Source organism: Clostridium vitabionis, from assembly GCF_015351765.1.
GTDB lineage: Bacteria > Bacillota > Clostridia > Lachnospirales > Lachnospiraceae > Clostridium_R > Clostridium_R vitabionis.
Window position 1 is genome coordinate 14789 of sequence record NZ_JADKQA010000003.1, and the last position, 13983, is coordinate 28771.

Annotated in this window: 11 protein-coding genes; 9 read left to right on the plus strand and 2 right to left on the minus strand. The window is 60.0% G+C overall.

All coding sequences use genetic code 11. The annotated features are described in order from the left end of the window. Positions 1-175 precede the first annotated feature (175 nt). The 3 genes from mgtE (at position 176) to citX (ending at position 3304) form a co-directional block, all read left to right on the plus strand. Positions 176-1570: a magnesium transporter gene (gene mgtE, locus ISF27_RS07245; protein WP_194610642.1), complete on the plus strand. Its 1395-nt coding sequence runs from the start codon at positions 176-178 to the stop codon at positions 1568-1570. Between the two features lie 142 nt (positions 1571-1712). Next, positions 1713-2783, plus strand: coding sequence for a [citrate (pro-3S)-lyase] ligase (gene citC / locus ISF27_RS07250; protein WP_194610644.1), 1071 nt, complete (start codon positions 1713-1715; stop codon positions 2781-2783). Between the two features lie 14 nt (positions 2784-2797). After that, positions 2798-3304: a citrate lyase holo-[acyl-carrier protein] synthase gene (gene citX, locus ISF27_RS07255; RefSeq protein WP_194610646.1), complete on the plus strand. Its 507-nt coding sequence runs from the start codon at positions 2798-2800 to the stop codon at positions 3302-3304. Between the two features lie 132 nt (positions 3305-3436). On the opposite strand, the gene ISF27_RS07260 is transcribed toward citX, so the two are convergent. Further along, positions 3437-4777, minus strand: coding sequence for an ATP-binding protein (locus ISF27_RS07260; protein ID WP_194610648.1), 1341 nt, complete (start codon positions 4775-4777; stop codon positions 3437-3439). A 255-nt stretch (positions 4778-5032) separates the two neighbouring features. Continuing rightward, a complete protein-coding gene (locus ISF27_RS07265) occupies positions 5033-6874 on the minus strand; it encodes a DUF885 domain-containing protein (RefSeq protein WP_194610650.1) in 1842 nt (613 codons plus the stop codon). A gap of 289 nt (positions 6875-7163) precedes the next feature. Between ISF27_RS07265 and ISF27_RS07270 the strand changes: the two genes are divergently transcribed. The 6 genes from ISF27_RS07270 (at position 7164) to rsmA (ending at position 13846) form a co-directional block, all read left to right on the plus strand. After that, entirely contained in the window at positions 7164-7343 is a 180-nt protein-coding gene (locus ISF27_RS07270) for a hypothetical protein (RefSeq protein WP_194610652.1), read from the plus strand. 97 nt (positions 7344-7440) lie between these two features. Then, on the plus strand, positions 7441-8976 hold the full coding sequence (locus ISF27_RS07275; protein ID WP_194610654.1) for a carboxylesterase/lipase family protein: 1536 nt from the start codon (positions 7441-7443) through the stop codon (positions 8974-8976). Continuing rightward, positions 8973-9911, plus strand: a complete 939-nt coding sequence (locus tag ISF27_RS07280) for an alpha/beta hydrolase (protein ID WP_194610656.1) — start codon at positions 8973-8975, stop codon at positions 9909-9911. Before ISF27_RS07275 ends, ISF27_RS07280 begins: the two co-directional genes overlap by 4 nt. Before the next feature lie 204 nt (positions 9912-10115). Continuing rightward, positions 10116-12179, plus strand: coding sequence for a methionine--tRNA ligase (gene metG, locus ISF27_RS07285; RefSeq protein ID WP_194610658.1), 2064 nt, complete (start codon positions 10116-10118; stop codon positions 12177-12179). Between the two features lie 2 nt (positions 12180-12181). Further along, complete coding sequence (locus tag ISF27_RS07290; protein WP_194610660.1) at positions 12182-12952, plus strand: TatD family hydrolase; 771 nt, start codon at positions 12182-12184, stop codon at positions 12950-12952. Positions 12953-12967: 15 nt separating this feature from the next. Beyond that, positions 12968-13846: a 16S rRNA (adenine(1518)-N(6)/adenine(1519)-N(6))-dimethyltransferase RsmA gene (gene rsmA, locus ISF27_RS07295; protein WP_194610662.1), complete on the plus strand. Its 879-nt coding sequence runs from the start codon at positions 12968-12970 to the stop codon at positions 13844-13846. The last annotated feature ends 137 nt before the right edge of the window (positions 13847-13983 follow it).

Genomic DNA, 13983 nt, shown 5'->3' on the forward strand with positions numbered 1-13983 from the left:
CTGTAACTGCTCCGCGCATGCCGGTCTTTTGTCGGGGAGGCAGGAAGCTGCCGCGGCCTGGCAGGGAAGACCGGGCGGGCGCGGCTATATTTCGGATAGAAGCGGCTATCCGGCGGGCGGATGCGGCTATATTTCGGATAGTAGTGGCTATCCTGCGGTCAGATGAGGCAATATTATGGAAGAAAATAAGAAAGAGAAGCGCTTTCAGGAGATTCTCGGGATCATTCGCTCCGGCGCCCAGCCCGAGGAGATCCGGGACAAGCTGGACGATTTCCATGAGAAGGATATCGCGGCGATCCTGCCGAGGCTGAGTGACGGCGAGTGGATCATGCTCTGCAATACCCTGGAAATTGCTCGGGTTGCGGATATTATCGAGTACGTGGACGACGTGGATGACGCGGAGACGTACCTGGAAGCTTTGCCGGATGAGAAGGCGGCGCAGATCCTGAGCGCCATGGAGACCGATGAGGCGGTCGATTTCCTGAAAAACACGGACAGCGACCGCAAGGAATCCTGGCTGTCCCACATGAATGTGGACAAGCGGGAGACGCTGCGGAAGATGGCGGCTTACGAGGAGGACACGATCGCGAGCCGTATGACCACGAATTTTATCCGAGTCAAGCTCTCCATGACCGTCCAGCAGGCAATGAAGGCGCTGGTCGCCCAGGCGGCTGTTCACGACAATATCTCCACCATCTACGTGGAACATGCCGATGGAACCTACGCGGGCGCATTTTCCCTGAAGGACCTGATCCTGGCCAGAAAGGAAAATTCGCTGGCGGACATCGTGGTTCCGGCTTACCCGTCGGTGTACGCCGACGAGAAGATTGCCGACTGCCTGAGCGTTATTGAGGATTATTCCGAGGAATCGATCCCGGTGCTCTCCCGGGCAAATAAAATCCTTGGCGTTGTGACCGCCAATGACGTGGTTGAGGTCATCGATGATGAGATGAGCGAGGACTACGCAAAGCTGGGCGGCTTGAGCGCGGAGGAAGACCTGAACGAGCCGATTTCCACAAGCGTCCGGAAGCGCCTGCCCTGGCTGGTGCTGCTTCTGTTCCTCGGGCTGATGGTCTCCTCGGTGGTCAGCATGTATGAGCAGGTCGTGGCCAAGCTGACGATCATTATGGCGTTCCAGTCGATGATCCTGGACATGTCGGGAAATGTCGGCACCCAGTCCCTTGCGGTGACGATCCGTGTCCTGATGGATGAGAACCTGACGGGTCATGAAAAGCTGCGCCTTGTCCGGCGGGAGATGACCACCGGCTTTCTGAACGGCCTCGTTCTCGGCGTGATCGCGACGGTGGGCGTCGGGATTTATATCGCGCTGGCGAAGGGATACGCGCCGGCGACCGCGTTCAGCGTCTCCCTCTGCATTGGGCTCTCTCTTGTCCTTGCCATGCTGATTTCCAGCATGGTCGGCACCGTGATCCCGATGTTTTTCAAGAAGGTCGGCGTTGACCCCGCGGTGGCTTCAGGCCCGCTCATCACGACGGTGACGGACCTGGTTGGTGTAGTGACCTACTACAGCCTCGCCTGGATCATGCTTGTGCACTATCTCGGCATGTAAGGGAGAACCAGCCGCCATCTCCGGGTGGAAGAGGAAGCGTTATCGCGGCGCGGCGGAATGCGCGTTATCGCGGCGCGGCAGAATGCGTGTTATCGCGGCGCAGAAGAAATGCGCGTTATGGCAGAGAAGGAGAAGAATCACGATGTCTGAACAGGAATACGGAATTTCCCAGGTGTACCCCGGCGACCGCTGGACAATGGGGGAGGTGGAGAAACTTCTCCATGCGGAAGGCATCCGTCTGGATCCCCATCTGGATTACACCTGTGCCATGTCGGATAGTGATGGGCGGGTGATCGGCACCGGGAGCTGTTTCGGCAATACGCTGCGTTGCTTTGCAGTCAGCCGTGAGCATCAGGGCGAGGGGCTGATGAACCAGATCATTTCCCACCTGATCCAGGTTCAGTACGAGCGGGGCAATCTGCATCTCTTCCTGTATACTAAGTGCGATTCGGCGAAGTTTTTCGGTGACCTGGGCTTCTATGAGATCGCCCGCGTTGAGGAGCAGAATCTGGTCTTTATGGAGAACCGGAGAACCGGTTTTGCGGATTACCTGAAAGCGCTGGAAAATGCGTCCGCCGGGGTGCCTTCCGCCCCGCCCGCGGAGACCGCGGCAGTGGTCATGAACGCGAATCCGTTTACCCTGGGACACCGGTATCTTGTGGAGAAGGCAGCTGCGGAGAACCAGCGGGTTCACCTGTTCATGGTGTCCGAGGATGCCTCCCTGGTGCCCTTCCGGGTGCGGGAGAAGCTGGTCCGGGAGGGGACGGCCGATCTCGGCAATCTCATTTACCATGAGTCCGGGCCGTACATCATCAGCAGCGCCACATTTCCCAGCTATTTTCAGAAAGACGCGGAATCGGTGATCCGCGGGCATGCGCTGCTGGACCTCACGGTCTTCATCCGCATCGCCCGTGCCCTCGGCATCGGGAGGCGCTATGTGGGCGAGGAGCCGAGAAGCCTGGTGACCGGCATCTACAATGACGTGATGAAGGAGAAACTGCCGGAGGCGGGCATCGGGTGCCGCGTGATCCCGCGGAAGGAAGCCGGTGGCGAGGTGATCAGCGCATCGACAGCCCGACAGGCGCTGAAGGACGGGGATCTGGAGACTTTCCGGAAGCTGGTTCCGGAGACAACCTATGCGTATTTTACAAGCCCGGAGGCGGAACCGGTGCTCCGGAGAATCCGCGGCGAGAAAAATGTGATTCACTATTGATGCGGAGGCGGGGTATGACGGGGGAACATGCTGAACTTGCGGATATGCTGGCCTGCCGGGAGCGGCGGGCAGCTCTCCAGGAAGACCTGCGGGAGAAATACGGAAAGACGTTGATCTCCTATTGTATGAATATCCCGGGGCCGGTGAAGACGAACGCGCAGATCCGGAAGGCATTTGCTCTCGGGGAGCAGGAGCTCCGCCGGGCACTGGACGGCGTGGGCGCCGTGATTCTTGAGGAAAAGGCCTTTCATGAGAAGACCGGTGACGAGCTGATGATGGCGGTGGATTTTTCCGCGGATGAGGTGAAAAGCCTGACGCTCGCGATCGAGGAGAAGAATCCTCTCGGACGCCTTTTCGATATGGATGTGATCGGCGCCGACGGCAGAAAGCTGTCCCGGAAGGCGTACCGGAAGTGCCTCATCTGCGGCCGGCAGGCGCAGGAGTGTGCCAGGGCAAGGCGCCATACGGTGGCGGAGATGCAGGCGGCGATTGACCGGCTGCTCGCGGAGCAGGGGCTTTGAGCGGGGAAGGCCTCCGGGAGAAGCGCTTGAGGATATTGCAGAAAAAACGGAGCGGGCCGCGAAAAGCTGCCCGCTCCGAACATTTTTTGGCTGTCCTCCGGTTCGTTCCGAAGGATTCGGCAGAACCCCGGGTCAGGATTTCCCGGAGATTGAGGGGTTCAGCGAGTTGATGAACTGCTGGGCAACCCTTCCGGTATGGCCGCCGCGGCCGACCGACCAGGCATTGGCTTTCTGGATCAGCTCCTTTTCCGGTATGTCGATGCGGTACTTTGCCGCCAGGCGGCGGACGATCTCATGATACTCCTCGAAGGACGGCTTGGTGTACAGGACGCTCAGGCCGAAGCGATCCACAAGGGACAGCTTTTCCTCCATCGTGTCGGAGTGGTGGACGTCCTCGGTTCCCTGGCCGACGTCATTCCGGTCGGAGGAGGTCTCGCGGATCAGGTGCCTGCGGTTGGAGGTGGCATAGATCAGGATGTTGTCCGGGCGGGTTTCAAAACCGCCCTCGATGACCGCCTTCAGGTATTTGTACTCAATCTCGAAATCCTCGAAGGAGAGGTCGTCCATATAGATGAGGAATTTATAATTCCTGGTCTTGACCGCGGAGATGACGTAGGAGAGATCCTTGAACTGGTGCTTGTAGATCTCGATCAGCCGGAGACCCTGGGGATAGAATTCGTTCAGGGTCGCCTTGACGGTCGTCGATTTCCCGGTGCCGGCGTCGCCGTAGAGCAGCACGTTGTTGGCCGCCTTGCCGTCGATGAAGGCCTGGGTGTTGTCCTGCACCAGCTTTTTCTGATATTCGTAGCCCACGAGGTCGTCGTAGTTGACGGTGTCGAGGTTGTTGATCGGGATCAGCTCCGGGGTGCCGTCCGCGTGGTTGCTGAGGCGGAACGCCTTGTTCAGGCCGAACATTCCGACACCGTAGTCCAGATAGAAGGCGCTGACCGCGTCCGAGAACGCTTCCGGGGTGTCCGCCGCGCTGAGCTTTATGGTGAGGTCATTGACCACGCGGCTGATATAGCTGTAGTACATCCGCTCGTGCTTCCGGATCGACTGGTAGTGGTTGAGCACGGTGAACGCATCGGTGCCCAGGGCATTTTCCAGTTCGGTGAAATCATAGTGCATGAGCTTCATCAGCACAGCATAATCCTTCATGGCGAAGAAGCTGGCCGAGCCGAGAGGAAGACCTTTTTTTTCGCTGACGAGGGCGAGCGGGTTTTCGTCGGTCATCAGGAGGAAGGCGATGTAGGCCTGCCACAGGTTGTTTTCAAAGCCATAGTTGGTGGCGGTGACCATGATCTGGTGCACCTGGTCAAATGCAGCGGCGCGCAGCCGGTCGGCCTCGAGGGGATGCCCCTCCGGATCGTTCAGGGATTCGTCCACTGCCCGGGAGATGTCCGCCAGAGCGGTGAGCACAGGATCCTTCTTGATTTTTTCATAGACGATAAGATTCGCGAGCAGATGATGCATAGGAAGCCTCCAGTCTTTTGAGCAGATTCCGCCCGGCAGGTCATTCCCGGACAGATGCCCTGATTTTACCATGAAGTGCGGCTCTATTCAATCGGCAGGCGCCTGGCCATAATGCGCAGAAAGCCCCAGGCCCGTCTGTGCCGGATTGACCGCTCAGGAGGCCTCGGCTCCCCGTCTGTGTCGGAAGCCTCCGGCTGTGCTGGCTCAGGAGGCCTCGGCTCCCCGTCTGTGTCGGAAGCCTCCGGCTGTGCTGGCTCAGGAGGCCTCGGCTCCCTGGCTGTTCAGCCAGTTTTCAAATTCCTCGCGGATGAGGCCGAAGTCCGCGCCGTACATGTCCAGGATGAACCGGTGAAATTCCGCGGCGCTAAACTGATCGCCGAGCTGCTCCTGCGCTCTTTTCCTAAGGTCTGTAATTTCCATGCAGCCGGTATAATATTTCAGGTACTCACACGGGGAGTCCACGACGGCATGGGTAATCTCGTCCACGGTGGCGTTGTCGGTGATTCCGAAGGTATCGCGCAGGAAACCTGCCGCGTCATCCCGGCTCCAGCCGTCATAATTCAGCCGGAGATCCAGCAGGGCGTAGAGGCCTAAGTTGGCGGATGCCTGGTGCGTCAGGTAGTCCCGCTCTTCATCGGAGAGATTTTGGTCGAGCCGGTAGGCGTAGAGCTGCGCGTACTCGCCCCAGCCCTCGGCGTAGCCGTCGGTGGAGATAAGCCGGCGGAGAGGATTTTCTCCAACCTTTTTCAGGTAGGCGTACTGATAGAGATGGCCGGGATAGCCCTCGTGAGCCAGTGTGGCGTAGAGGGAGGTGCCGCTGTTCCTTCCATTGATATAGATCTGGTTGGGCTCATCCCCATCAATGGTGGGAGAGTAGAAAAATGCCGGCGCCATGATGTCCTTTAAGGAATCCGGGACGGTGTGAACCTCGTAGGGGGTATTCCCGGTGTCCGGAAAATCGGCGGTGATGGCGGTTTTCAGGGAATCCAGGATCTTTTCCGGCGTATCCAGGCCCTTCCCCACATGATCCTCGGCAGAAGCGAGGGAGGCATCCTTCTGGAGCGCGCTGCCCATCGCGGTGAGGTCGGCCATCAGATGCACGTATACCTGTGCTTCCAGCTCTTCCGGCGACCGGTCCTCGCCGCAGACGGAGGCGAGAAGATAGCGGAAGTAATCGCTCCCTCCGTCATAACCGGCAAGGCCTTTACTCTCCGCGCTGTGCCCCTTGAGGCCTTTCAGGTCACTCTCCAGCTTTGTGTACGCCGGGAGAAGGCTCTGGTTCACCGCGTCAGTCATTTTCGAGACCCAGGAGGATTGCTCCTCGTCCGTCAGGCCGAGCGCATCCAGCCTGTCCGGGAGGGAGGTCACGAGAATATTGTCCTTTGCGGGCACGAGAAATGGCTGGATGGACGCGATCGAGCGGTCGATCGTGTCATCATCCATGGGGATGCCCTTCTTGATCCGCCGCTTCTCGAAATCGATCAGGCTGTCGAAATAGTCTCCCATCTGATTGATATAGGAAATCACCGCCTCGATATCCGCCGTGCTGTCCAGCCGGTAGCTGGCGAGTGTGGCGGGAAGCTGGCTCGCGATGCCATACTCCGGGCTGAGCGGCTGGGAGAGATAGATGCAGTTTTCCCCGAGAAGGCTGGCTTTCAGGGCATTTTCCAGCATACGGAGTGTCAGGAGGCGGCCGCTGTCGAGCTTCGACCGGTCGATCGCTTCCACCTTGGCGAGCGTGTCATGATCCTCGGCGAAGGATTTGGTGAGATTGTCCTCTGTCATCAGGAAATAGGCAGGTTCGGACAGGTCAACGTCGTAATTCTCCGGATGGCGCAGCAGATAGTGGGCGGTGATCCGGCTGTTCGCCAGGGTATCGGAGAAGGCTTCCCGGAAGAGCTGGTCACAGCGGTCACGCTCGCTCTGCTCTTCCAGGGTGGCAGCCGCGCTGCTATCCCCGGCTGTGAAGAAAGATTCAGTCTTCGCGGTTTCTGTCGTGGTGGCAGCCGCGAGGGCATTCCCGCCGGAGCAGGCGGACAGGGCGGTAATCACCAGAACCAGGAGCAGGGCAGCGGCAGAGTGCAGGGATTGTTTCATGATATACCTCCAAGCGGTTCTCTGAACAGGTGCGGGAATCTTGAGGATGACAAGGTGAAAAGGCCGTCACCACCGGCCTGCGGGCATGCGCGGCGCCGGATTGTCAACCGGATAAGCTCATTATAAAGGGAAATGAAATTTCGGGCAATACAGGGGCTTTTTATCAGATTGTTTATTGTCTGCCGGGCAGGATATGGTAAACTGGGTGTGGCCGGGCGCCGAGGGCGCCCGGAACGATGAAGGATGCAAACGGTGCGCTTTCGGGCGCCGGCAAGATACAGGGGGGATCATGGAGAAATGGTGTCGGAATTTAGTCTGCACGGATATGGGCTGTGAGGTTTCCGACGCCAGTGAGGACATCCTGAGCCTCTATCCCGACGCGAGCCAGGCGGTCATCGACCTGATGAAGGCCAAGGTTGACCCGGCACTGGTGGACAAATATGTGGAAACTGCAAAATCGGTGAAATGAATTTTATAAGTATTTTCTCTGACAAGGCGTATACTTGAACCGGAAGGGCCGGGGTGCCATGGCACTCCGGCCTCTTTCCAAAGAGGAGGGATCGGATATGTTTCGTGAAACCGAGGTGGAAAATGGCCGTGTCCGCGGGATTGCCTGCGGCTGGCCTTCGATCACCGTTTATTATGGCATTCCCTACGCGAAGCCGCCGGTAGGCAGCCTGCGCTGGCGCGCGCCGGAGCCGGCGGAGCACTGGGAGGGAACCCGCGACTGCGCGAGGCCTTCGGGCCGCTGCTATCAGCTCGGCGTCGGGAAGGGCTCCTTTTACGAGAAGGAATTTTATCCGGTGGAGGAGCCCATGAGCGAGGACTGTCTCTATCTGAACGTCTGGACGCCGGCCAAGTCCCGGGATGAGAAGCTCCCGGTGATTTTCTGGATCCACGGCGGCGCTTTCATGACCGGGTACGGCCACTCCGCGCATTTTGACGGCGAGCCCTTTGCCCGCCAGGGGGTGATCCTGGTAACCATCAACTACCGGCTGAATATCTTCGGCTGGATGGTGAGCCCGGAGCTCGACGCGGAGAATGACCGGGGCGTCTCCGGGAATTACGGTCTTCTCGACCAGATCGCGGCGCTCCGCTGGGTGAAGCGGAATATCGCGGCCTTCGGCGGCGACCCGGAGAACATCACGCTGGCCGGCCAGTCCGCTGGCGCGGCCTCGGTGCAGGCGCTGCTCTGCTCAAAGCTCACGAAGGGGCTTTACCAGAAGGCGGTCATGCAGTCCGGCGGCGGCCCGCTGCCGATCATGGATATGAGCTTCCGCACACTCGCGGAGACGGAGAAGGCGACTTCGCTTAAGGCGCTCGGTGTGAGCAGTATCGCGGAGGCGCGCGCCCTGTCCGGGGAAGAACTCTGCGCGCGCTGGAAAGCGGCGATGATCAGCGGGCAGGGGCAGACCGGGCTCTCGGACCGGAGCCCGGTGGTGGACGGCTATGTGCTTGAGCGCACCTGCGAGCTTGCGATCGCGAAGGGGGAGACCCCGGCAGTCCCGATTCTTATCGGCTATACCGGGCATGAGGGGATTCCGATTGCCAGGAATAGAAAGCATCTGGAGGAGATTGTCAGCCGGTGCTTCGGCGCGGCGGGAGCGCAGTATCTCGCGCTCTGCCCGGAGGACGGGGAGGCGTTCCGGGATTACCAGGACAAAATGACCACGGAGACCGCCCGGGCCGCGGCTGAGGCTTATGCGCTGCTCAGGGAGCGGCAGGGAAAGGGGGAGACCTATGTGTATGCGCTGGAGCGGCAGCTTCCGGGGGATGCCATGGGGCCATTCCACGCGGCGGACCTGTGGTACGTTTTCCGGACGCTGACGAGATCCTGGCGGCCGTGGGAGCCGGCGGATTATATGCTGGCCTACGCCTGCAGCACTTACTGGGCGGAGTTCGCGAAGCACGGGACGCCGAACGGAAGCCGTAAGCCGGCCCTTCCGGCATGGAAGCCATTTACCGCTGATGCCCCGTATACGATGAAGCTTGACGCGGTCTCGGGAATGGTGCAGCAGCCGGAGAATATGCGGGTGAGCCGCTGGCGGGAGGCTCTGCTGCAGCTCGCGGAGATTCGGGAGAAGATGGGAGGAAAAGCATGAAATTCGCAATTTATCCGGGATATGAGGATCACCTGAGGGTGAATGAGACACTTGCCTGGGGGACGGACGAGGAGAAGGCCGCGGCCTTCCGGGAGCAGCAGAAGAATCTTAAGGCATTCACGCTCCCTGAGGGGATGACGATGGAAGACAGGGAGATTCCAGGGTCAGAGGACGGACAGCACATCCGCATCCGGATCTTCCGGCCGAAGGATGCCCCGGCCCTGTCCCCGGTCATCCTGGAGGTGCACGGCGGCGGCTGGATCGGCGGCAATCTGGATATCGACAATCACCGCTGTGTCTATCTCGCGGAGCACACGCCGGCGGTCGTCGTCGGGGTGGAATACCGCCTGGCCAGCCGGGAGGTGCATTTCCCGGCGCCGCTCATGGACTGCCTTACGGCGCTCCGGTGGGTCTATGACCATGGGCGGGAAAATGGTATGGATCCGGAGCGGATCGGCCTTCACGGTACGAGCGCTGGAGGAAACCTGGTCGCCGGCATGGCGCTCTGGGCGCGGGATCACGGCGGGCCGAGGATTTCCCTCGCGGTGATCAACTGCGGCGTCTTCACGGCAGAACCCTCGTATTCCTACTACCAGAATCAGAGATTTGCGCTCGGGCCGGAGCGGCCGTGGCTGGAGACGCCGGAATCGACCTATGCTCCGGCGGACGGAAGCCCGCAGTCCTACTACGCTTTTCCCGGCCTCTGCCGGAATCTCGGCGGCCTCTGCCCGCACTTTATCGTCACGGCCGAGTACGACCAACTCCGGGATGAGGGGCTGGAGTACGGCATGCGCCTCCTCCGCGCCGGGGTTCCCTGCGAGATGATCCAGGCACCCAGGGTCGGGCATGGCTTCTGCGTCGTCCACCATCCGCTGGCGGACTGGGTGCACGACGGCATCTGCGCCTCGTTCCGGAGAGAGTTCGGCATGATCTGAGCTGTTTGGCACTGTGTTTATTTTCCAGGCGGCAGAGGGGCGGTTCTTCCGGGAGCCGCCCGTTTTTTGCGCGCTTTGCTGCGCCGGCATCCCCTCTGCCCCTTTTCTTGACAAATGTTCCCGCCGCGGATATGCTGTTTTTGACAAATCCGCATCATCCGCGGAATTTTACGCCGCATCATTGGCGGAGACGGGAGGCACTTCATGACAGAGAAAATCAGGAAACCATACTATATTACTACGGCGATCGCTTATGCGTCCGGCAAGCCCCACATCGGGAATACCTACGAGATCGTCCTCGCGGACAGTATTGCCCGCTGGAAGAGAGAGCAGGGCTATGATGTCCATTTCCAGACCGGGACGGACGAGCACGGCCAGAAGATCGAGAATAAGGCGAAGGAAGCCGGCATGACGCCGAAGGAGTTCGTTGACCAGACTGCAGCAGAGATCAAGAGAATCTGGGATCTCATGAACACCTCCTATGACCGCTTTATCCGCACCACGGATGAAGATCATGTGGCGCAGGTCCAGAAAATCTTCAAGAAACTGTACGACCAGGGCGACATTTACAAGGGGTACTATGAAGGCCTCTACTGCACGCCCTGCGAATCCTTCTGGACGAAATCCCAGCTGGTGGACGGCCGCTGTCCGGACTGCGGGCGCCCGGTGACGCCGGCAAAGGAAGAAGCATACTTCTTCCGGATGAGCAAGTACGCGCCGAGGCTGATCGACTACATCAATGAGCACCCGGAGTTTATCCAGCCGGTTGCGCGCAAGAATGAGATGATGAATAACTTCCTGAAGCCCGGCCTTCAGGACCTCTGCGTGTCCCGCACCTCCTTCAAGTGGGGGATTCCGGTGGATTTCGACCCGAAGCATGTGGTTTACGTGTGGCTGGACGCCCTGGTGAACTATATCACCGGGATCGGCTACAACTGCGGCGGGGAGAGCGGCGAGCTGTACAAGAAGTATTGGCCGGCGGATCTCCACCTGATCGGCAAGGACATCATCCGCTTCCATACGATTTACTGGCCCATTTTCCTGATGGCGCTCGGCGAGCCGCTGCCGAAGCAGGTTTTCGGCCATCCGTGGCTCCTGCAGGCCGGCGGCAAGATGAGCAAGTCGAAGGGCAATGTCATCTACGCGGATGATATGGTGGATCTCTTCGGCGTGGACGCGGTCCGCTATTTCGTTCTTCACGAGATGCCGTTTGACAACGACGGCGTGATCTCCTGGGACCTGATGATCGAGCGCAATAACTCCGATCTGGCCAACATCCTCGGAAACCTGGTGAAGCGCACGGTATCCATGAGCAACAAGTATTTTGGCGGTGTGGTGACCGACACGGGCGCCGCGGAGCCGGTGGACGAGGATCTCAAAAAGACTGTCCTCGACGCGGTGAAGAAGGCGGACGAGAAGATGAACCAGCTCCGCGTGGCGGACGCGCTGACCGCGATTTTCGAGATTTTCCGCAGGAGCAACAAATATATCGATGAGACGGCGCCTTGGACGCTGGCAAAGGATGAAGCGAAGAAGGACCGCCTGGCGACGGTTCTCTACAACCTGACCGAGGCGATTGCCATCGGCGGCTCGCTGCTGTATGCCTTTATGCCGGAGACCTCGGAGAAGATTCTTCGGGAGATCGGCTGTGCAAAGCGTTCCCTGGAGGAAATGGACAGGTTCGGCCTCTATCCGTCGGGAAGCCATGTGACTGACGCGCCGGAGACGCTGTTTGCCCGCATCGACCGCAAGGAGATTGAGCCGAAGATCGACGCCATTGAGGAGAAGCAGAGGGCTGCCGCGGAGAAGAACGCGGCGGAGGCCGGAAATCCTGAGACCGCCGGGGAGAAGGAGAAAGCTTCATCAGGGGAAGGAAAAGCTCCGGAAAATGGCGCCGCCCCTGACTCGGGTTCCTTTGTGGACACGCCCGCGCAGACCAAGGAGGCCTGCACGATCGACGATTTCGCGAAATGTGAGTTTCGTGTCGGCGAGGTGCTCTCCTGCGAGAAGGTTCCGAAGTCCAGGAAGCTTCTCTGCTTCAAGATCCGCTTCGGCAGGGAGACCCGCCAGATCCTGTCCGGAATCCAGGCATATTATGAGCCGGAGCAGCTGGTGGGCAAAAAGGTGATCGCGATCACGAACCTGCCGCCGAGAAAGATGGCCGGCATGGAGTCCCAGGGCATGCTTCTCTCCGCCCTGGATGACAAGGGCAGCCTGAGCCTGCTCACCACGATGGCGGATATCGCTGCCGGCTCGGAAGTAGGCTGACCATGATTTTTGACACGCACGCGCACTACGACGATCCGGCCTTTGACGGAGACCGGGATGCGCTTCTTCGAAGCTTCCCGGCCGCCGGCATCGGTCATGTGACCAATGTCTGCTGTACGCTCCGGTCACTTAAGACTACCCGGGAGCTCACGGAGGCCTGGGATTTCCTCTACGGGGCTGCCGGGATTCACCCGGAGAGCGTAGGAGAGCTCAGTGAGGAGACATTTTCCAGGGTCCGGGAGACGGCGCGGCTTCCGAAGTTTGTCGCCGTCGGGGAGATCGGCCTCGACTATTATGAGAAGGAGGCACCGGACCGGGAGACGCAGAAGAAGTGGTTCCGCCGCCAGCTGGATCTCGCCCGCGAGCTGGGAAAACCGGTGGTGATTCACAGCCGCGAGGCGGCGAAGGATACGCTGGATATCCTGAGGGAAGCCCGGGGCGGGGAGATCGGCGGCGTCATTCACTGCTTCTCCTATTCCCGGGAGATGGCCAGGGAATATCTGGGACTGGGCTTTTTCCTCGGCATCGGCGGTGTTTCTACCTATAAAAACGCGCGGCGCCTGTTGGAGGTGATCCGGTATGCGCCCATGGACCGGCTGGTGCTGGAGACGGATTCGCCCTATCTTGCGCCGGAACCGCACCGGGGGACGAGAAATTCTTCCCTGAACCTGCCGCTGGTCGTCCGGGCGATTGCGGAGAACCGCGGGATGGGGGCGGAGGAAGTGGAACAGCAGACCTGGGAAAATGCGCGCCGCCTTTACCGCATTTCCTGACCGTCAGGAGGCAGCATGGAGAAAAATCTGGCTATCCCGAAAAATACCCTTGAGGTTCTCCGGAAGTATGAGTTTGCTTTCCGGAAGCAGCTCGGGCAGAACTTTCTGATCGACCCCGGCGTTCTTGACGCGATCGCGGAGGCGGCAGAGATCGGCAGCGGGGATATGGTTCTGGAGATCGGCCCCGGCATCGGCACGCTGACCCGCCGGCTGGCGGCGGAAGCCGGCCATGTGGTGGCCGTGGAGATCGATGACCATCTGATCCCGATTCTCCGGGACACCCTGTCGGATCTCACGAATGTGACCGTGATCCACAACGATATCCTGAAGACGGACATCCGGGCGCTGGCGGACGAGTACAACGGAGGCCGGCCGATCCGGGTGGTGGCCAATCTTCCGTACTACATCACGACGCCGATCGTCATGGGGCTGTTTGAGAGCGGGGTTCCGCTGAGCTCGGTGACAGTCATGGTGCAGAAGGAGGTCGCCGAGCGGATGCAGGCGGGGCCGGGCACGAAGGATTACGGGGCGCTCTCCCTGACGGTGCAGTATTACTCCGAGGCGGAGATCGTGGCCCATGTGCCGCCGTCCTGCTTTATTCCCCGGCCGAAGGTCGGCTCCGCGGTGATCCGCCTGCGGCGGCGGGAGGTTCCCGCCGTCCGGACAGAGGATCCGGACGGGCTGTTTTGCCTGATCCGGGCGGCGTTCGGACAGCGCAGGAAAACGCTGGCGAATGCGCTGGCCAATGCGGCTTCGCTCTCTTTTTCCAAGGAGCAGATTCAGCAGGCGATCACCGAGGCCGGATTTTCCCCGACCGTACGCGGCGAGGCGCTGACCCTGGAGCAGTTCGCGAGGCTGCAGGAGATTCTCACCGCGGGCAGGGAAAATGCCTGAACCGCCCGGCGCCTGTCTGCGGATCCGCTTCGGCGCGCAGGCAGGCGGAGGGCTATCGCGGGAAAATTTTTGCCAAGAAAAATTCGATTTTTGCTTGACAGCCGCGCAAGGATTTAGTATTATAGTCGATGTCACAC